18 protein-coding genes and 1 pseudogene are annotated in these 19978 nt (G+C 66.1%); 12 read left to right on the forward strand and 7 right to left on the reverse strand.

Annotated elements, in window-relative coordinates; genetic code table 11:
• Nucleotides 1-62 precede the first annotated feature (62 nt).
• The 3 genes and pseudogenes from CFB47_RS32880 to CFB47_RS41900 form a co-directional block, all read left to right on the forward strand.
• On the forward strand, nt 63-446 hold the full coding sequence (locus CFB47_RS32880) for a DUF305 domain-containing protein (RefSeq protein WP_089463695.1): 384 nt from the start codon (nt 63-65) through the stop codon (nt 444-446).
• Between the two features lie 237 nt (nt 447-683).
• On the forward strand, nt 684-1163 hold the full coding sequence (locus CFB47_RS32885) for a BON domain-containing protein (protein WP_089463696.1): 480 nt from the start codon (nt 684-686) through the stop codon (nt 1161-1163).
• 5 nt (nt 1164-1168) lie between these two features.
• Nucleotides 1169-1348, forward strand: a pseudogene (locus tag CFB47_RS41900) (TolC family protein); the annotation flags it as partial.
• Nucleotides 1349-1402: 54 nt separating this feature from the next.
• Here CFB47_RS41900 and phaP read toward each other — a convergent pair.
• From phaP to CFB47_RS32900, 3 genes are all read right to left on the reverse strand, one after another.
• On the reverse strand, nt 1403-1957 hold the full coding sequence (gene phaP, locus CFB47_RS32890) for a TIGR01841 family phasin (protein WP_089463697.1): 555 nt from the start codon (nt 1955-1957) through the stop codon (nt 1403-1405).
• A gap of 84 nt (nt 1958-2041) precedes the next feature.
• Nucleotides 2042-2239, reverse strand: coding sequence for a hypothetical protein (locus CFB47_RS32895; RefSeq protein ID WP_089463698.1), 198 nt, complete (start codon nt 2237-2239; stop codon nt 2042-2044).
• A 100-nt stretch (nt 2240-2339) separates the two neighbouring features.
• On the reverse strand, nt 2340-2729 hold the full coding sequence (locus tag CFB47_RS32900; RefSeq protein WP_089463699.1) for a hypothetical protein: 390 nt from the start codon (nt 2727-2729) through the stop codon (nt 2340-2342).
• A gap of 135 nt (nt 2730-2864) precedes the next feature.
• On the opposite strand from CFB47_RS32900, the gene CFB47_RS41385 reads away from it, so the two are divergent.
• The 6 genes from CFB47_RS41385 (at nt 2865) to CFB47_RS32930 (ending at nt 10191) form a co-directional block, all read left to right on the forward strand.
• Nucleotides 2865-3008, forward strand: a complete 144-nt coding sequence (locus CFB47_RS41385; RefSeq protein ID WP_179259032.1) for a hypothetical protein — start codon at nt 2865-2867, stop codon at nt 3006-3008.
• A gap of 24 nt (nt 3009-3032) precedes the next feature.
• Complete coding sequence (locus CFB47_RS32910) at nt 3033-3722, forward strand: chemotaxis protein CheB (RefSeq protein WP_256946808.1); 690 nt, start codon at nt 3033-3035, stop codon at nt 3720-3722.
• A 223-nt stretch (nt 3723-3945) separates the two neighbouring features.
• Nucleotides 3946-8028: a CheR family methyltransferase gene (locus CFB47_RS32915; protein WP_089463701.1), complete on the forward strand. Its 4083-nt coding sequence runs from the start codon at nt 3946-3948 to the stop codon at nt 8026-8028.
• A 15-nt stretch (nt 8029-8043) separates the two neighbouring features.
• Complete coding sequence (locus CFB47_RS32920) at nt 8044-8622, forward strand: hypothetical protein (RefSeq protein WP_089463702.1); 579 nt, start codon at nt 8044-8046, stop codon at nt 8620-8622.
• A 50-nt stretch (nt 8623-8672) separates the two neighbouring features.
• Complete coding sequence (locus tag CFB47_RS32925) at nt 8673-9269, forward strand: recombinase family protein (protein WP_089463703.1); 597 nt, start codon at nt 8673-8675, stop codon at nt 9267-9269.
• A 346-nt stretch (nt 9270-9615) separates the two neighbouring features.
• Nucleotides 9616-10191: a YbhB/YbcL family Raf kinase inhibitor-like protein gene (locus CFB47_RS32930; protein WP_089463704.1), complete on the forward strand. Its 576-nt coding sequence runs from the start codon at nt 9616-9618 to the stop codon at nt 10189-10191.
• A 117-nt stretch (nt 10192-10308) separates the two neighbouring features.
• Here CFB47_RS32930 and CFB47_RS32935 read toward each other — a convergent pair whose 3' ends face one another.
• Complete coding sequence (locus CFB47_RS32935) at nt 10309-11247, reverse strand: hypothetical protein (protein ID WP_143330897.1); 939 nt, start codon at nt 11245-11247, stop codon at nt 10309-10311.
• 288 nt (nt 11248-11535) lie between these two features.
• On the opposite strand from CFB47_RS32935, the gene CFB47_RS32940 reads away from it, so the two are divergent.
• The gene (locus CFB47_RS32940; RefSeq protein ID WP_089463706.1) at nt 11536-12138 is read left to right on the forward strand and encodes a TetR/AcrR family transcriptional regulator; all 603 of its coding nucleotides are present in this window, start codon (nt 11536-11538) and stop codon (nt 12136-12138) included.
• Nucleotides 12139-12278: 140 nt separating this feature from the next.
• Here the strand turns inward: CFB47_RS32940 and CFB47_RS32945 are convergent, their stop codons facing one another.
• The 3 genes from CFB47_RS32945 to CFB47_RS32955 all read right to left on the reverse strand — a co-directional run bounded on the left by CFB47_RS32945 (nt 12279) and on the right by CFB47_RS32955 (nt 16822).
• On the reverse strand, nt 12279-14294 hold the full coding sequence (locus CFB47_RS32945) for a glycoside hydrolase family 3 N-terminal domain-containing protein (protein WP_089463707.1): 2016 nt from the start codon (nt 14292-14294) through the stop codon (nt 12279-12281).
• 211 nt (nt 14295-14505) lie between these two features.
• On the reverse strand, nt 14506-15594 hold the full coding sequence (locus tag CFB47_RS32950) for an aldose epimerase family protein (protein ID WP_089463708.1): 1089 nt from the start codon (nt 15592-15594) through the stop codon (nt 14506-14508).
• Between the two features lie 28 nt (nt 15595-15622).
• Nucleotides 15623-16822, reverse strand: a complete 1200-nt coding sequence (locus tag CFB47_RS32955) for a DNA-binding transcriptional regulator (protein ID WP_089463709.1) — start codon at nt 16820-16822, stop codon at nt 15623-15625.
• A gap of 266 nt (nt 16823-17088) precedes the next feature.
• Between CFB47_RS32955 and xylA the strand changes: the two genes are divergently transcribed.
• Together xylA and xylB are read left to right on the forward strand one after the other, a co-directional pair.
• The gene (gene xylA / locus CFB47_RS32965) at nt 17089-18411 is read left to right on the forward strand and encodes a xylose isomerase (RefSeq protein ID WP_089443867.1); all 1323 of its coding nucleotides are present in this window, start codon (nt 17089-17091) and stop codon (nt 18409-18411) included.
• 4 nt (nt 18412-18415) lie between these two features.
• Entirely contained in the window at nt 18416-19894 is a 1479-nt protein-coding gene (gene xylB / locus CFB47_RS32970; RefSeq protein ID WP_089463710.1) for a xylulokinase, read from the forward strand.
• The last annotated feature ends 84 nt before the right edge of the window (nt 19895-19978 follow it).

Raw genomic sequence — 19978 nt, forward strand, 5'->3', positions numbered from 1 at the left:
ACGCGGGCGAATGGGGGAAGGCCGCACGCGCACCGCTCAATCTTTTTTCGAGGACCTGTCACATGCCTGCATTCATCCGCACGACCCTGTACCGAAGCGCCCTCTGGATGGTGCTGACCGCCGGTGCGTCGGCGTTGCCCGCCGCAGGGCAGTTGCGCCCCGCCGATGCGGTCAGCGTGCCCGACTCGCCCACGCAGGCGTACAAGCGTGCCGACAGCAAGATGATGGACGCGATGGAAGCCGCGCCTTACACCGGCGACGCCGACCGCGATTTCGTCGCGCACATGGCGCCGCATCACCAGGGGGCGATCGACATGGCGCAGGTCGAGCTGAAGTACGGGAAAGACCCGACGCTGCGGCAGCTCGCGAGCCGGATCGTCGCCGCGCAGCGCGACGAGATCGCACTGATGGAACGCTGGCAGAAGGAGCACGGCAAGACGCCGTGACCGAAGGCCGGGTCTGCGTTCGGTTGTCGTGCGCGAAACCGCCGACCCACTCCGACTGCCCGAATCGCGATGGAAGGACGGGCACGCGATGCGGGCCTCGATGATTTTTCAAACGGTTGTCGTTTCGGTTGCCGGGTTGCATGGCGGTCGCATGTACGTGACCTTCGCCCGGGGAACGGAGCGTGCTGCACATGATGACGAAGCCCGGTCGTTCCGGGTATTGCCTACGGTGCTTCCATGACCTGCAGAATTCCTTCGAACCCGTTGTTGAATCTTGCGGTGGCCGCTGCCTGCGGCGCGGCCGCCATGTACTTCCTCGATCCGGCGTCGGGCCGGCGGCGGCGCGCACGCATCCGTGACACGGCTGCCGCACGCCGACGCGAAGTGGCGGACTATGCGAGCACGCAGGCGAAGCGGGCGGCCGACCAGGCGCGCGGCGCGATCGCCGGCCTGCGGGCGGACTGGCTCGCGGGCGATGCGAGCGACGTGCAGGTCGCCGAGCGCGTGCGTTCGGCGCTGGGCCGGCTCGTCGCTCGCCCGCGCGATGTCGACGTGCGGGTCGAGGGCGGGCGCGTGACCCTCACCGGCCAGATCGAAGCATCCGAACGGCAGACGGTCGTCGACGGCGTGGCCGCGCTGCATGGCGTACACGGCGTGGAGGACGCGCTGGGCACGCGCAGCGAGTACACGGCACCGACCGACGGCCATTCGAGCTGACGCACGCCGCCGCGGCCGCGCTCGACCTCGCGCGCGACCGCTATCGCAACGGATTGTCGCCGTTTCTCGACGTGCTCGACGCCGAGCGGCAATGGTCGGAGGGGCGGCAACAGGCGGAGCAGGGCGCGCTGCAGACGACGACCGATCTCGTCGCGTTGGTCAAGGCGCTGGGCGGCGGATGGCGCGCGCCGTCGATTCGATCCGCCTGCGGCAACCGGTTCCGCCGCCCGCATCGGCCGCTATCGTTTGGCGGCCTGCTGTTCCTGATCGACCGCCCGTTTTGCCTGCTTCGACGCGGCCAGCGCGGCGACGTCGAAGTTGCTGCGCGCGACTTCGACGGCTTGCTGGCCCGTGCTGCCGACGGTCTGGTACAGCGTGTTCGCGGCGACGATCGCGGAGTTCCAGGCCGCGGCGGTGGCCCCGGAGCCGGACGGCGCGAACTTCGCCGCATCGTCGACGAACGCCTGGATCCGGTGCACGTATTGATCGCTGCCGGCCTGGGCGACCTTGATCACGTCGGCGTGGCCGGACGACACGATGTCGAGCCACTCGCGGCTGTAGGACTGGAGCCTCTCGGCCAGCGGCTCGGTGAACGCGCGCGGGGCGGATGTCCAGTCCTGCGGTTTGTCGATCGCGATTGCCGTAGCTGCCCACGCGTCCTTCAGGGCCGACCGTGTAAATCGGGCATTGAGTTCGGCCAGTTTTCCGGCTTCATCGAGTAACGCGCCGGCCAGACCGAATGCGAAGTCGAAATGGGCGCGTTGCGCGCTCGAAACCAGCTCCCGGGTATTCATGATCTACGCTCTCCTGAATGGAAATGGCCGCCTCGGTTCGATCGCCGCGTCGGCACATGCGTCGCTGCACCGTCAGGGCGCCCTTCAATACGTTTGCGTCACGATGCGAAGCAGCGTTTCGCCGTTGTGCGTCATGCGCGGGCGATGCGCACCGGAAGCCAGGGTCTCGAGTTCCACGAGCTGCTGCGCGCGCAGCGCATCGAGTTCCTCGCTGCTCATGTCGATCTGGTCGGGTGAAGCCTTGACCAGCATGAGCGCTGCGATTTCGTGAGGGCTCAGCATGTTTGTCTCCTGGATTGCCGGGCAGGCAATCTTTACAGCTTCGTTTTGAATGGGGTGGGACGGTATTGCCTGACGGACGCGGCTGGCGCGCCGAAAGCAATCAGTCTCGTTCGGTGCGTGCGACGCGGCGGGTGATATCCCTGACCAGCGTCAGCTTCGGATGCGGGCGAGCGGTGGCGACCGAATTCGCTGCGTCGCGCAACCGTTCCTTGCTGCGTCCTTGCATGACGGCCGAATTCGGCACCACGGCCATAGGAAACAGCGTGACAGTCAATTGCAAGGATGAATCGCCGAGCATCACCATGACGTCGTCGGCCAGCAGCGAATCCGGTCCGACGATATCCACCGTCATCGATTCGACGCCCGAGCGCTGGTCGACATGTATGTTCCAGCGGCATACACGTACGCCGCTGCGCCACAGGCATCGCCATACCGTGATGACTTGCAGCTTGCCCGCGACGGCGCGAAATGAAAGTCTCTGGACGACCATTCCTTCACCTGTGAAGTAATGAACCTGGGTGGGGAAACGACGGTAACCAAGCTTATGTCAGGGACGAGGAGAAAGTACATCGGGGAAAAATGTCCGTATATCACGCGTTACGGACAGACAGGCGAAACCGTTGAGATGAGCGGAATGCAGCCTGAAATTGCCGGCATGGGACGTGCGGAACAAGAATTGCGTGCCCTGTTCTTCCGGGCCGACCGGGCGCGCGGTGAATACGTTTTCAAAGAAATGAAGAATGCGCGTGCGATGGGGGTCTACACTTGAAGCAGCGGGAATGTCGGAGGCACATTGACTCATCGGGACTTCATCGCAATCGGTACGTCGTCGGGTGGCGTCGATACGCTTCGTGCCCTCGTTTCGCGACTTCCGCGCGACTTGCAGGCGACGATCGCGATCGTCCTGCACGTCGGGGCGCATGACAGTTTCCTGCCGTCGCTGCTGAGTTCAGCGGGCCCGCTTCATGCAGTGCATGCAAGGGACGGCGAGACCTACCTGCCAGGCAGAATCTACGTGGCGCCGCCGGATCGCCATCTGATCGTCGAAGGCGCGGTGCTGCGCCTCATGCGCGGGGCCAAGCAGAATTTTGCGCGACCGGCGATCGATCCGCTGTTTCGCAGCGTCGCGATCGAAATGGGGCCGCGCGCCATCGGGGTGATCCTGACCGGCCTGCTGGACGACGGCGCCGCCGGCCTCGATGCGATCCAGTCGTGCGGGGGCACCACGATCGTCCAGGATCCCGACGAAGCGTTCGCGTCCGACATGCCGCTGCATGCCGTGCCTTATGCGGATTTCGTGTTGTCGCTCCACGGGCTTGCACACCGGCTGATCGAACTGACGACGAGCCCGCTGAGCGACTCGACGAACAACGAGATCGCCCGCCAACGTGCCGTCGAGCAGGTCGCCGGCGAGCAGCGCACGTGGATTGCCGAGTGCGCGGCGCTCGGCCCGTTGAGCCGCATACCGGGCCCTTCACGCTGATCGGAACGGAATGTGGCGATACACGGTGGCGTCTGACGAATTCGGGCCCGTTGCGCGGTCGATGCCGGGCCGGGCAGCGCAGGTTCGCCGACACGGCAAAGTTCTTGCAGTCAATGCGGGTGGAGGGATAATAGCGATCCACGCGTATCTTGGCGCAAGCGGGTCGTGCGCCTGCCCGCCGTTGGCCGCGCACACCATTATTCTTTCAACTGGACACGCAGCGATGTCGAAAAGACGTGGGCAGACTCTCCCGAGCCAGGCCAATCACCCTGTAGTCGGAATCGGCGCGTCGGCAGGCGGGTTGAGCGCCCTCCTGGAGTTCTTCGAAGCCCTGCCGACACGCACGTCGATGGCGTTCGTCGTGGTCATGCACCTGGCGCCGGATCATGAAAGCAATCTGGCCAGCTTGCTGCAGAAGGCCACCGGCATGCCCGTCATGGAAGTCACGAGCCCCACGCCGATCGAGCCCGATCACGTCTACCTGATCGCGCCCTCCCTCGAACTGACGATGGTCGACGATTATCTGCGCGTCGCCCCGCATCGGCCGGAAGAGGGGGGCCGCCGCGCCGCCATCGATCTCTTTTTCCGGACCCTCGCCGAAGCCCACCGCGAACGCGCGATCGGCATCGTGCTGTCCGGTGCAGGTTCGGACGGCTCCGTCGGCTTGTCGAGGGTCAAGGAAATGGGCGGCATCACGTTCGCCCAGGAGCCGGCGGAAGCAGAATACGACAGCATGCCGCGCAGCGCCATCGCGACCGGCATGGTCGACTTCGTGACCACCGCCGCGGAGATGCCGCAACGGCTGATGGATCTGTGGGTGACCGCGAAGGAAATCCATCTGCCCGTCAACGAAAACGAGGAGCGCCAGGAAGAGCTGATCAACGAGGCCGCCGAGCGCGCGTTGCGCGAGATCATGATCATCCTGCGCACGCGCACCGCGCATGATTTCCGGCATTACAAGCGGGCGACCGTGCTGCGGCGGATCGAGCGCCGCCTGCAGGTCAACGGCATCACCGATCTCCAGGCCTACCGCGATTTTCTCCATCTGCATCCCGAGGAAACCCAGGCGCTTCTGCAGGACATGCTGATCAGCGTCACGAATTTCTTCCGCGACAAGGAGGCGTTCGACGTACTGGATCGCGACGTCCTGCCCCGCTTCTTCGAAGGGCGCGGCGAGCAGGATCGCATTCGCGTGTGGTCGGTCGGCTGCGCCACCGGCGAAGAGGCTTATTCGCTCGCCATGCTGCTGCAGGAGCGGTCGCTGAAATCGGCCGAGGGCGTGTCGTTCCAGGTCTTCGCGACCGACATCGACGAACGGGCCATCTCCTTTGCGCGCACCGGCTTGTACCCCGATTCGATTCTCGCCGACGTGACGCCGAGCCGCGTGCGCCAGTTCTTCGCGAAAGATGCCGCGCACTACCGCGTGAAGAAGGAACTGCGCGAGCACATGCTGTTCGCGCATCACAACGTGCTGAGCGACCCGCCGTTCTCGCGGCTCGACCTGATCTGTTGCCGCAATCTGCTGATCTATCTGGATCGGGAAGCGCAGATCGAGATACTGAAGATGTTCCATTTCGCGCTGCGTCCGGGCGGCGTGCTGTTTCTCGGCAGCTCCGAATCGGCCGACAGCGTGAGTTCCATGTTCTCGGTCGTCGACAAGCGCAACCGCATCTACCGCGCGAACATGGCGGTGCGCGGCGACACCCCGGTGCCGGTCGCCATTTCCGGCATGATGAGCACCCGGCCGGTCGTGACGACCATCCAGCCGCCGGGCCGCCGCCGCTTCTCGTTCGGCGACCTGCACCAGCGCCTGGTCGAGCAGCATGCGCCGCCGAGCGTGCTCGTCAGCCGCGATTCCGAAATCGTGCACCTGTCCGACCGGGCCGGGCGCTTCCTGCGCTATTCGGGCGGCGAACCCTCGCACAACATCATTGCCGTGGTGCGTCCCGAACTGCGTCTCGAGCTGCGCACGGCGATCTATCAGGCGCTGCACACGAATCGCAGCGTCGAGGCACGGCGGGTGCGAGTCGAGCGCGACGCGCGTTCGTATTTCGTCAATATGACCGCGCGGCCCGTGCACGACCCGGAGGCCAACGCGGATTTCGTGCTGGTGCTGTTCGATGAAGTCGAAGACAGCATGAGCAGTGCCGAGACCGCGACGGCCGACGTGCAGAAGGATCCGATCATCAGCCAGCTCGAGCGCGAGCTGCAGCGCACGAAGGAGCAGCTTCAGTCGACCATCGAGCAATCGGAAACGTCGACGGAAGAGTTGAAGGCCTCCAACGAGGAGTTGCAGGCCATCAACGAGGAACTGCGGTCGGCGACGGAAGAGCTCGAGACCAGCAAGGAAGAACTGCAGTCGATCAATGAGGAGCTGACCACCGTCAACGCGGAGCTCAAGTCGAAGGTCGAGGAAACGGGCAAGATCAACGACGACCTGCAGAACCTGATCGCGGCGAACGACATCGGCACGATCTTCGTCGACCGCAATATCTGCATCAAGCGCTACACCTCGCGGGCGACGGACGTCTTCAGCATCATTCCTTCGGATATCGGCCGCTCGCTGCTGGACATCACGCACCGGCTCGAATACGACAAGCTCTCCGACGACGCGGCCGAGGCATTCGATTCGCTCCGCCTGATCGAGCGCGAACTGCGCAGCAACGACGGACGCTGGTATCTCGCGCGCTTCGTGCCGTATCGCACGACCGAAGACCGCATCGACGGCGCGGTGCTGTCCTTCATCGACGTCACCGATCGCCGGCGGGCGGAAGACCGGCTGCGCGAAGGCGAGCGACTGATGCGCATCGTGGCCGAAGGCACCAAGGACTACGCGATCATCACGTTCGACGACGACGGCATCGTGACCAGCTGGAATGCCGGCGCGGAGCGGATCTTCGGGTATACCGAGGCCGAAATGATCGGGCAGTCCGCCGACCTCCTGTCGACCGACGAGGATCGCGCCAATCAGGTTGCCCAGCGCGAATTCGGCGAGGCCCGGCTGAACGGACGGACCGAGGAGGAGCGCTGGCATCTGCGCAAGGACGGCACCCGCTTCTTCGCGAGCGGCGTGCTGTCGCGCCTGGACGAGCCCGGCATCAGCGGCTTTGCGAAGATCGCGCGCGATCTCGGCGAATTCGCGCCGGCGGCCAAGGCCGGCCACCCCGCGGTCGGGCCGCTGCGCGAAAGCGGCGAACAGGACGCAGTGCGGCGCCGCGACGAGTTCCTGGCCGTGGTGTCGCACGAACTCAAGAATCCGCTCAACCTCATTTCGGCGAGCGCGGAACTGATCGCGCGCGCGCCGGAATCGCGGCAGAACCTGAACATCTCGCGTGCCGCCGATACGATCCGGCGCACCGTCATCGGCCAGGCGCAGATCATCGACGATCTGCTCGACATTTCGCGCGTGCGAACCGGCAAGCTGTCGGTCGTGCGCACGCCCGTCGACATGCGCGAGATCGTGAAGCGCGTCACGCATGCCGTTCAGGACGAAGCGAGCCAGCGCGGCCTCACCCTCAACGTCGCGATTCCCGACGCGCCCGTGATCATTCATGCCGACCTCACGCGCATCGAGCAGATCGTCTGGAACCTGATCAGCAACGCGCTGAAGTTCACCAGCCGCGGGTCGGTGGACGTGTCGCTGCGGGTCGACGAGCACGCCGAGGCGGTGCTGCGCGTGGCCGATACCGGGAACGGCATCGAGGCCGCGCTGTTGCCGCACATCTTCGACATGTTCCGGCAAAGCCGCGAATCGTCGGTGCGCCGCCCCGGTCTCGGCATCGGCCTGGCGCTGGTCAAGGAACTGGTGAACCTGCACGGCGGCATCGTGCAGGCGGAATCGAAGGGCGCCGGCCTCGGTGCGGCGTTCACGGTGACGCTGCCGACCCACCGCGTGCTCGCCGATGCGCGTTCGGCCAGCAGAAGCCCGGTCGAGTCGCTGCAGGGGCTGCACGTGCTGATGGTCGACGACGATGCGGATACGGTCGAGACGTTCAAGCTCCTGCTGGAAGGCGAGGGCGCCGTCGTGCGGACGGCAACGAGCGGCGAGGCGGCGTTGTCGACGCTCGACGGCCATGTGCCGGACGTCGTGCTGTCCGACATCGGCATGCCGGGCATGGGCGGGCTGGCCTTCGTCGAAAAGCTGCGCGAAGTGCCGGCGCTGAAATCGGTGCTCTGTATCGCGCTCAGCGGCTACGCGCAGGATGCCGACGTGAAGCAGGCGGAACAGGCCGGCTTCGATGCCCACCTGAAAAAGCCCGTGTCGCTCGACGACCTGATGTCGATCTTCGCGCGGCTGCGCGGTTGACACGCGAAACGAGACATGGAGGACGGGATCGATAACCGCAACGGAAATGCAAAGGCGCAGTTCGACGAAGCGGACCGGCGGCTCGGGATGGCCGAGGCGCGCATCCGTTCGCTGTTCGCCAACCCGCTCGCGAACGAGGCCGTCAGGCAATCCGCGCTGGACGACTATCGCGAGGCGCGTCTGCTCTGGCTGAGCGCCGATGCCGTCCTGCGCAGTACATCGGTCATCGACAAGCCGTCGCGGCAGGTGGGCCGGCGCATCGTGATTCTGCGCGGCAACGCGCATGTCGGGGAATCGGTTGCGCTGTTGTTGCGGCTGCGCGGATTCAGCACGACCGTGGTGCCGGCACACCGTGCGGAAGAAGCGATTTCGCATGGCCCGGCCTCGGCGGTTGTCGTCGACGTCGAGCGTGATCCCGACGACGCGTGCCTGCTGGCCGTCAACACCGTCAATTCGCATCCGCGCACACGGATCGTCGCCATGGTGCCGCCGACGTTGGAGCGTTACGCGTGGTGCGGGTTCGATGCCGTTCTCGTGAAACCGGTGTCGATCGACATGATCGCGCACGCGATCATGGGCGATAGCGGGGCGTAGTCACGGAGGCGGTGCGTCCGCCGGCAACCTGGCATGCATCGGGGGGGCGCTTGAGCCGTACCTTTCTTTACATCAACAGCTCGACCGACAGCCCGTTCCCCGAGCAGGAACTGATTGCGTTCGACAAGGCCGGCCACGCCGTCGCGCTCAACCGCGTCGCCATCGACCGTGTCCCGCCGTATGTCGCCGCCGCCGAGCGGACGGAACTGACAGCAATCCTGAGGCGCGCCGCCCCTGGCGATTCGCTGGTGGTACTGGAGATTGCCGCGCTCGGCTGCAGCGCGCGCGATGCCCTGTCGACCCTGATGCAGTGCCGCAGCAAAAAGATCGTCGTCCAGTGCGTCGAAATCGGCAACGTCGATCTTGCGGGCCGTCCCGAACCGCAGGCGGTCAAGATGCTCCGGGCGGTGATCCGGCTGGAGACCGCGGCCCGGAGCCAACGCGGTAAAGCGGGCGTGCAATCCGCGCAAGACAGCGGGCGGCACGTCGGCCGGCCCACCTCGCTGGCGCGGCACGATCGAGAACGCGTGATGCGCGCACTCGACAAGGGGGTGTCGGTCAGTGAAGTCGCACGCCGGTTCGGGACGTCCCGTCAGACCATCATGCGGATCCGCGCATCGTTTGCACGCGCCGCGGAAGCGGGTTGATCGATTTCGCGTGGCGCCGCGTGAATCAAGCATTCAGATATCCTGAATGGTCGTGTTATCGACATCATCCGGGAGCGCGACGAGAGAAGGTCCGGCATACGGTCGCGGATTGTTCTGTTTCACGCAACATGCTTATGTTGTCTGCCGGCCTACTGCCGAATTCACGATGAACCTAGGATGTGTCGCGCAGGCTGTCGCACAGGCAATCGGGTGAGCACGTCCTTGGTGCGGCTCATGTTTGAAGCGCGAGCCTTGAATCCGCGTCGACGACCGTTGCATGCACGGCATATCGCGTGTCAATCCGGTCGCGCGAAACATCACACCGAACTTCTCTCGGGATCCCGCCATGAGATTGGGTATTTTTCTGCGATCGAGTATCTGCGCCACGGTACTTTGCGCAGCCGTGCCCGCCGTTGCTTTTGCTGATCCGCTGACGGTAGCGGTTGACGATCTCGATCATGACGGTCAGTTCACGAATGCTCAGGTGTACAACGGATTTGGATGTCGTGGCGACAACGTCTCGCCTCGCATCTCGTGGGCACACGTTCCGGCTGGTACCAGAAGCATCGTCGTCACAATGTACGATCCCGATGCCCCGACCGGGGGGCTCGGCTGGACGCATTGGGTGGTCGTCGATATCCCGCCTTCGGAAACGTCGATTCGGAAAGGGGCATCAGGCGATGTGCGGCTCATGCCGGTAGGCGCGCTCGAAACGCTGACGGATTTTGGCGAATCCCGGTACGGTGGGCCATGTCCGCCGCAGGGCGAATCTCATCGATATATCGTGACGGTATCCGCGTTGTCCATTCCGCGTGTCGGCGTGAAACCGACGTCGAGTCCGGCGGTCGTTGCCTATCAGATGCATGGAAACATCCTTGGACAGGCACGATATATCGCGACTTACCACCGAGCGTCGAATTGATCGTGAGCGCCGGTTCGCTCGCGGCCCGAAACTCGCTGCTTCGGCCGCCTTTGCGGCGCCGGGCAGGCGCCGGCGTGCACGTCTCGTGCGAATGCCCCGGCGCCCACGCGCGCCTGCTCAGGCGTCGGCGCCCTTGCACTTCATGCTCGCGATACGCTGGTCCGGCCGGGTGCGGTAGAACACGAAGGTCGTCGCCCCCGGGCCCTGATTGCCGCCCTCTTCGTCGACGTAGGTTTCCGCAAACACCGGCACGGCGGCGTTGGCGATGGTGACCCGGAAGAACACGTTGCTTTGCGTGTTCGGCGCGGTGGTGCCGTAGTCGAGCGCGCATCGGCCGGCGATGCGCTTGACCGTGGCGCGGCGGCCGAGCTGGCGCAGCAGGATGTCCTGCGTGTCGTCGCTCGGGTAGAACTTGCGCAGCGCGATCGACAGGACGGTGGTCGCGTTGCCGTTGAGGACGACGCCGACGTGGCCTTCGTTGTCCGTTTTGATGCCGGCTTCGTCGCCGACCTTGCCGTCCGGCACATCCACGTCGCCGAAGCCGGTGAGCAGCGTGCTGCCGCTCCGGTAGTGCGTGGTCTCGGCGGAATGGCCGTCCGGATTGCCGAGCGGCTTCGCGTCGCGCCAGTGCACGCCGGGCAGGTTGTCGAACGCCGGCCAGGTTGCCGGCTTCGCCGCGCCGAATACGCCCAGCAGCGTTTGCAGCGGCGATGCAGGGGTCGTTTCCGGCACATGGGCGGCCGGCAACGACACCGCGGATGCGGGGTCCGCCGTCGGGTTGGCGGGCGGCAGGGCGCGCTTGCACGCGCTTAGGCCGATCAGCAGGACGCCGGCGGATAGCGCACACCAGACGGCGGGCGCGGGGCGCATGGGCAGGCGTTGCATGAGGCGCCTGTCGCCGGCATGGCGGCCGTGTATTAACCGCCGAATAGCACTTTTATGAAACGTGTTCATTTCCCAAATATTAGGACCGGAAAATATATCGAGAAGTAGAAACACGGCGATCGTCGTGCGGGCGCCGATTGCCTCGGCCTTGCTGATCGCGATTCTAGTCAAAGTAGATCGACTAGTATACATTCGTCACATCGTTCTTCTCGCTTCGTCACGGTGTGAACCGGATGCCTAGCGATGAAGGGTCGCCACGTAAGGCTCGGGAGACACAGCGCTGGTGCATGATGGGCGGCGGCCGGGTGCCTTGCTGAAACCGCTGCGCGCGACGGTCGTTGCGGTATCCGTTTCCGACGTGGGGCCGTCTGCGTCAAACCCCGTACATGTGTCGGCCTGCGTGACGCTGTTCGCGGGCGGCGGTGCTAAGATGCCGCCCTGTAGTCAGGAGATGCATGAATGCGCGCGAGCAAACGCCAGCAGGTGGTCGACAAGGCAGGTGAGCTGTTTTCCCTCCATGGCTTTCATCCGGTCGGCATCGACCGGATCATCGCCGAAGCGGACGTTGCCCGCATGACGCTCTACCATCACTTCGCCGGCAAGGACGATCTGATCAAGGCCGTGCTGGAACAGCGCTACACCTTCATCATGGAGAGCATCGCCGCGAAGCTCGACCCCATGCCGCACGCCGCTGCGCGCCTGAAGGGGATTTTCGACTGGTACGGCACGTGGTTCCGCAGCCCGGCGTTCGCCGGCTGCCTTTTCGAGCGTGCGCTGGCCGAGTTCGGTGCGACCTGCCCGAAGGTGACCGACGTGGCGGTGCGCTATCGGGACGACTTGCTGGCCCTCATGGAGCAACTGCTCGCCGAGATCGTTCCGCGTCGCCGGGCACGGCAGCTGGCAGGCGTGTACGTGATGTTACTGAGCGGGGCGACCGCGGATGCGCGTGCGATCGGGGATTCGCAGGCTGCCGCAAGGGCCTGGCAGGCGGCGGAGATGTTGCTGAACGAGTCCAGGGTCGCAGCGGAAAGTACGCGTAAAGCCCGTAGCCGTCGTGCTTGATCGTTGCTGAACCCGGTCTTTCGCCTCGATGCAACGTCGGCCGCCGCGCACGCTCGCGTCGCCGCCAGCGAGCGGCAACGCGCGAATCGGCGGCCCTGGCCGACGCCGGCCCCGATCGGCGGGCCGGCATCGACAACGCATCAATACGACAGACCGAATTCGAACGGATACAACGGATGCGCGGTATCGTGCGGCATGTCTTCCCGCTGCGCCGCGACTTCCGCCATCGACGACGGTAACTCGAACGGCAGCTTCCCTTGCGGTTGACCTTTGCCGGTCAGCACGTCGAACAGCGCGGCATCGGTCACGCCGAAATTGGCGAGGATCGCGGTGGCCTTGTCCTGCACGTTGGTCAGGATCGCGGGACGATCCATGTACACCGAGACGATCGACTTCGGCGCGAGCGCGGCCTGCTTGATGGCTTCGTAATCCGCACTGCCGTCGACGAACGCGAGACTGCCTTCATGCTGCATCGAGCCGAACATGTAGTTCGGGTGCAGCGTCTGGTAGGGCGTGCTCACGCGGAGAATCGCCACGTCCGCGGCTTGCGGCGTATCGACGACCTGATAACCGTATTGCCGTGCGACGGCGGGATCGATGCCGTACAGCCAGACATTCTTGCCCGACGCCGCCATCGGCAGCAGCTTGCCGTTGTTCTGCAGCAGCACCATCGAGCGGCGCTGCGCATCGAGTGCCTGTGCCTGGAAGCCGGCATTTCCGACGATCTTGCCGGCCGCGTCCGCATCGACATACGGATGGTCGAACAGGCCTTGCTGGAATTTCTGCAGCAGGACGCGATAGGCCGACTCCGACAAGCGCGCTTCCGACAACTGCCCGCGATTGACGGCGTCGATGAGGTCGCTCGGATCGTCGTCTCCGCCGAACTGGTCGATGCCGGCGTTGACCGCCCGCGTGAAACGCTGCACGCGGGTCGCGCCCTCCATCCCCCAGGGCATGCCCAGTCCGACGAACGACGGCGCCCCCGACGACACGCCGTTGATGCAGTTCGCGTCGCAGTCGTCGGCGATCAGCCAGTCGGACACGATCACGCCCTTGAAGCCGTATTTCCCGCGCAGCAGGTCGGTCAACAACGCCTTGTCGTAAGCGCCGCCGACGGGCTCCAGCGTGATGCCGTCGACCGTCACCGTCATGTCCGGTTCGGAATAGGTCGGCATGACCGAGCCGACGTTGGCGGCGAAGGCGCCTTCGAACGGCTTCAGGTGATAGGCGAAATTGTTGCCCGGATAGGTCGCATAGCGGCCGTAGTAATTGTGACTGTCGAAGCCGAGTTTCTGCGCGCCGTATCCGGCCCAGTGCTTGACGACGGCGATGACGCTATTGGCCTGGATGCCGTTGCTGCCGCCCTGGAAGCCTTCGATATAGGCCTGGACCTGCGCGCGGGCGAGATCGGCGTCTTCGCCGAAGGTGCCGTTGATGCGGGCCCAGCGCGGCTCGGTCGCGAGATCGGCTTGCGGTGAAAGCGCCTCGGTGATGCCGACGGCGCGATACTCCTGGCGCGCGATATCGCCGAAGTTTCGCGTGAGTGCCGCGTCTCCGATCGCGGCGAAGCCGAGCGTTTCCGGCCATTGCGAGAAACCGCTGCTGCCTGCGCTGGCGCCGAGCGTGTACTGGAAATGGTTGCGCGGGTCGGAGCTGATCGTCACCGGGATGCCGAGCCGCGACTGCTCGGCCAGCGCCTGGATCTGGTTGGCCTGGACGGCCATGGTGTGCGCATCGGCACTCATGCGCGTGATGTAGGTATTGACGCCCCGCTGATTGATGAGCGTCTTGAGCGCCGCCAGGTCGTAAGCGGAGCCGGTGCCCGCACCGGTCGTGTCGTTCAGCACCGGTGCGGTGCCGTGCATCATCAGGCCGGCTTTCTCGGCCAGCGTGAGGCGGCCGACCAGGTCGCGTGCGCGCACTTCTGCGCTCAGCCGCCAGTCTTCGTACGGTTCGAGCTGGCCGCTCTTGTCCATGTCCTTGAACTTGAGACCGTCCTTGGTGATCAGGTTCAACGTCGTGTAGCCGAAGTCCTGCTGCGTGACCGGCGTGGAAGAGGAATCGACGCCGCCGCAGGCAAACAGCCCCAGGGCGAGCGCGGTGCCCGACGCGGCCCATGCCGAGCGGTGAATGGCTGATCTCGTGATGCGTTGCATGCTTGTCTCCCGAATCGGATTTTTTGGCGCGGCCGTGATGCATGACGCATGGCCGCAGGCCACTTTACCGAGCTGTTTCAGGAGACGTTTTGCCGCCGGGTGCAGTTTTTGCCCCGCTGGGGCGCGATGTGTCAGGCGATGCGATCGGGCGGATTTTCAACGCGGTCTATCGGCTTCGGGAGCCGGCTCGCCGCTCGTCCGCCCGCGCCCGCTATGCGTGAACGGCCACCCGATACCGCGTGGTCTGTCGATAGACGGCGTCCGGATACAGGATCACGTCGCCGCTCAAACCGGCCATGTTCACCTGGTTCGGAAAGCCGCCCGCCTCCAGGCACAGCGCCGCGTGTGGCGTGCAACGTGTGCCGCCGCTTACGCGCAGGCCATCGAGATAGTTGCCCGTATAGAGTTGCAGGCCCCGCTGATCGGTCGACACGATCAGCTCGCGGCCGCTTTCCGGGTCATAGACGCGTGCGACGGGCCGGGCCTCGTGCGCGCCGTCGCCCAGCACGAAGCAATGATCGAAGCCGCGCGCGCGGGCCAGTTGCGCGTTCGGCCAGTCGAGGCGCGCGCCGATCGGCGCGCTGTGCCGGAAATCGAACGCGGTACCGGTCACGTCGGCCGTGCCGGTCGGGATCAGCGCCTCGTCCACTTCGAGGAACGCGTCGGCGTCGATCTGCAGCAGATGGCCGCGCACGTCGCTGCCCGCGCGCCCGCTCAGGTTGAAGTAGCTGTGATTCGTCAGGTTCAGCGGCGTCGGCGCATCGGTGCGCCCCGTATAGTCGATCGTCAGCGTGCCGTCGTCGTCGAGCGTGTAGCGAACCTGCACGGTCACGTTGCCGGGAAAACCCCCGTCGCCTTCCGGCGAGTCGAGTCGAAGCGTCAGCCCGCCGCAGTCGTCGATCACGTCCCAGCGCGCGCGATGAAAGCCGTTCGCGCCGCCGTGCAGCAGGTTGCCGTTCTCGTTGCGGTCGAGCGGGTAGCCGATACCGTCGAGTTCGAAGCGCGCACCGGCGATCCGGTTCGCCCAGCGGCCGACCGTTGCTCCGAGGTAGGCGCCGGATTCGAGGTACTCGGCCGGCGTGTCGTGCGCGAGCACGATATCGGCGAAGCGCCCCGTGCGATCGGGCGCGAGCCACGACACGACGGTCGCGCCGAGGTCGCTGATGCCCACGCGCATCCCGTGCGCGTTGCGCAGCGTGTAGCGTCGAACGGGTTCGCCGTCGGGCAGCGTGCCCCACGGCTCGGCATGCACGCGCGCCGCGCCGTGCGTCAGGGAGGAAGAATCGGTATCGATGTGCATGGGGGAGAGCTCAGATGGGCGGCGGCCGTCAGCAGGAGGCTGAGGCGGCCGCACGTTCCTGGTATTCGCGCGGGGTGCAGCCGAGTTCGCGCCGGAACACCGCGTACATGTATTGAAGCGACGTGAACCCGCAACGGATCGCGACTTCTGCGCTCGACGCCTGCCGGCCGGCGAGCAGCGCCTGCGCGGCTTCGAGTTTGTGGCGCAGGATTTCCTGGTGGACGGTGCGCTGCAGTTCGCGCCGGAAGTGCTCCTCGAGCAGCGAACGCGACACGCCGACGTAGTCGGCAACCTGTTCGGTCTTGATCCCCTGGCACGCGTACTGGCGAATGAAATGCCGCGCGCGCATCACGTGCGGGCTCGCGAGCGGCTGGTGGCGGGTCGACTCGAGCACGTTGATGCCGACCGGCGGCACGAGAATGCGCTGCCCGGGAAAACGCGCGCCGCGCAGCATCCGGTGCAGCAGGTGCGCGGCGGTGCGGCCCATTTCCTCGGTGCCCTGGATTACCGACGACAGCGGAATGCGCGTCAGCGTGCGCGTGAGCGGATCGTTGTCGATGCCGATGATCGCGACCTGTTCCGGCACCGCGATGCCGGCGATCAGGCAGGCCTGCAGCAGGTGCCGCGCACGCGCATCGGTCACGGCGATCACGCCGACGGGCTTCGGCAGCGCATGCAGCCATTCGATCAGCTGTTCGATCGCGTGATTCCAGCCCGATGCGCTCGTCGACAGCCCGCGGTAGATCGGCGCATCGAGCCCGTCCGCGCGCGCGAGCCGGTCGAACGCGAGCTCGCGCTGTTGCGCCCACCGGTTCTCCTGCGCGATCGGCAGGCTGTACATCGCGAAATGCGCGAGCCCTGCTCCGATCAGGTGCGTATAGGCGAGCGACACGAGCTTCGGGTTGTCCGTCGCAATATATGGGACATCGTCGGGATACTGGGCCGGATCCTCGTACGACGAGCCGACCGCGACGACCGGCAGCGGCGAGCCCGCGAGCGCGCTGGCGACGGCCGGGTCGTCGAAGTCCGCGATGATGCCGTCGCCGTCGAAGCGCTCGATGCCGGTGAGCCGGCAGCGGAAGTCGTCTTCGAGGAACAGGTCCCACACGACGCGCGTCGTGTGCAGGTACTGGCCGATGCCGCTGATGATCTCGCGGTCGTAGACCTTGTTCGCGTTGAACAGCAGCGCGATGCGATGCGGTGTCTGGGCGGAAGGGACGCGTGTCATCTCGATCTCGGGGCACCTGCGTCGAGGGGCGCGGTGCCGTTGTCTCCGGGGCGCGCCCGGGTCGGCGGCGCGCGGTGTCTGGTGTTTGGCGATTGTAGGGCGGAACGCGCGCCGCGCGCAGCGTCTGGCAAGAAACATTAAGCGTGCTGCGCAATTTCGCAATTGCCGCCCGGCAGGGTCGCGGGCACGATCCAGCCTACCGAATTCGGCCGAGTGCGCCACCCCGACGCACGTTGCGCTGCAACAAGACCCAGCACGGAGACGCCATGTCGTATTTCGAACACATTCCCGCGATTCGCTACGAAGGCCCGCAGTCGGACAATCCGCTCGCGTACCACCATTACGACCCCGAGCGGCGCGTGCTGGGCAAGACGCTCGCCGAGCATCTGCGGATCGCCGTCTGCTATTGGCATACGTTCGTCTGGCCGGGCCACGACATCTTCGGGCAGGCCGCATTCCAGCGGCCGTGGCAGCAGCCGGGCGACGCGCTCGAGCGGGCGCGGCTGAAGGCCGATGCGGCGTTCGAGTTCTTCACGAAGCTCGGAACGCCTTTCTATACGTTCCATGACACCGACGTCGCGCCGGAAGGCGACAGCCTGCGCGAATATGCGGCGAATTTCGCGCGGATGGTCGACTATCTCGGCGAGCGGCAGCAGGCGAGCGGCGTGCGGCTCCTGTGGGGCACGGCGAACCTGTTCTCGCACCCGCGCTTCGCGGCCGGCGCCGCGACGAACCCTAACCCCGACGTGTTCGCGTGGGCCGCGACCCAGGTGTGCCATGCGCTCGACGCGACGCACCGGCTCGGCGGCGAGAACTACGTGCTGTGGGGCGGGCGGGAAGGGTACGAGACGCTGCTCAATACCGACCTGAAGCGCGAACGCGACCAGTTTGCCCGCTTCCTGTCGATGGTCGTCGAGCACAAGCACCGGATCGGCTTCAAGGGCGCGCTGCTGATCGAGCCGAAGCCGCAGGAGCCGACCAAGCACCAGTACGACTACGACGTCGCGACGGTACACGGCTTTCTCGTGCAGTACGGATTGCAGAACGAAATTCGCGTGAACATCGAGGCGAATCACGCGACGCTCGCCGGCCACTCGTTCCATCACGAGATCGCGAATGCGTTCGCGCTCGGCGTGTTCGGCAGCGTCGACGCGAACCGCGGCGATCCGCAGAATGGCTGGGACACCGACCAGTTCCCGAACAGCGTCGAGGAGCTGACGCTCGCGTTCTACGAAATCCTGCGTCACGGCGGCTTCACGACCGGCGGGATGAACTTCGACGCGAAGGTGCGCCGCCAGAGCATCGATCCGGAAGACCTGTTCCATGGCCACGTCGGCGCGATCGACGTGCTCGCGCTCGCGCTCGAACGCGCGGCGGTGCTGGTCGAGAACGACCGCCTCGACGCGCTGCGCCGGCAACGCTATGCGCAGTGGGACGACGCGTTCGGCCGCAAGATCCTGGCGGGCGACTATACGCTGGAGTCGCTCGCGGCCGATGCGCTCGCGCGCGGCGTGAACCCGCAGCACGTGAGCGGCGCGCAGGAGCGCTGCGAGAACATCGTGAACCAGGCGATCTACGGGCTGCGCTGACGCCATGTACATCGGACTCGATCTCGGCACGTCGGGCGTGAAGGCGGTGCTGCTCGACCGCGACGGTGCGGTGCGCGCGAGTGCGAGCCGCCCGCTCGTGGTGAGCCGGCCGCAACCGCGCTGGTCCGAGCAGGCCCCGCGCGACTGGTGGGATGCCGCGTGCGGCGTGCTGGCCGCACTCGTCTCGGATGCGCGCACGGCGGGTATCGAGCCGCGCGACATCGACGCATTGGGGCTGACCGGCCAGATGCATGGCGCGACGCTGCTCGATGCGCGCGGTGAGGTGTTGCGCCCCGCGATCCTGTGGAACGACGGACGCGCGGATGCCGAGTGCGCGGAACTGGAACGGCTCGCCCCCGCACTGCGCGCCGTGGCCGGCAACATCGCGATGCCGGGTTTCACCGCGCCGAAGCTGCTGTGGGTGCGCCGTCACGAACCCGACGTGTTCGCACGCATCGCCCACGTGCTGCTGCCGAAGGACTACCTGCGCTACCGGCTGACCGGCGCATTTGCGACCGATCCGTCGGATGCCGCCGGCACGCTGTGGCTCGACGTCGCGAAGCGCGATTACGACGACACGCTGCTGGCCGCCTGCGGGCTGTCGCGCGCGCAGATGCCGGCCGTGTTCGAAGGCAATCGCGTCACCGGCACGTTGCTGCCGGCCGTCGCACGGGCGCTCGGCCTGCGCGAGATCCCGGTGGTGGCGGGCGGCGGCGACAACGCGGCCGGCGCGGTGGGCGTCGGTATCGTGCGGCCCGGCGATGCGCTGCTGTCGCTCGGCACGTCGGGCGTCTATTTCGCGGTGTCCGACGGGTTCCGCGCGAATCCCGAATCGGCCGTGCACAGCTTCTGTCACGCGCTGCCGGATACGTGGCACCTGATGTCGGTGATGCTGAACGCGGCAGGCTGCGTCGACTTCACCGCGCAACTGGCCGGCTACGACGGCGTCGCGGCGCTGCTCGACGATGCCGAAACGCATGCGCGCGCGAGCCGCCCGTGGTTCCTGCCTTACCTGAGCGGCGAGCGTACGCCGCACAACGACGTGAATGCGAAGGGCGTGTTTTATGGGCTCACGCCCGACACGCAGCGTGCGGATCTCGCGAACGCGACGCTCGAAGGCGTCGGCTTCGCGCTGCTTGACGGCATCGATGCGTTGCATGCGGCCGGGCTCGCACCCGACAGCATCACGGTGATCGGCGGCGGCTCGCGCAGCGCGTACTGGACGCAGATGCTCGCCGACCTGAGCGGCCGCGCGCTGACCTTGCGCGCGGGCGGCGAAGTGGGGCCGGCGCTGGGCGCCGCGCGCCTCGCGCATCTCGCGCTCGAACCGGATGCGCGGCTCGACGACGTGTGCCCGCAGCCGCCCGTCGTCGCGGTGCGCGAGCCGGACATGGCGCGCCACGCGTGGTATCGCGACGTGCGGCGGCCGACGTTTCGCGCGCTTTACCGTGCGCTCGAACCGGTGTTTGCCACGGGTGCTTGACGGGCGGATCGCTGATGCGATGCGCGTCGCACGATGCCGTGCTTTGCAGTGACTCGATGCGGGCGGCGCATTCCGGCGACCTCC

Origin of the sequence: Burkholderia sp. AU27893 (genome assembly GCF_002223205.1) — a bacterium.
Classification (GTDB): domain Bacteria; phylum Pseudomonadota; class Gammaproteobacteria; order Burkholderiales; family Burkholderiaceae; genus Burkholderia.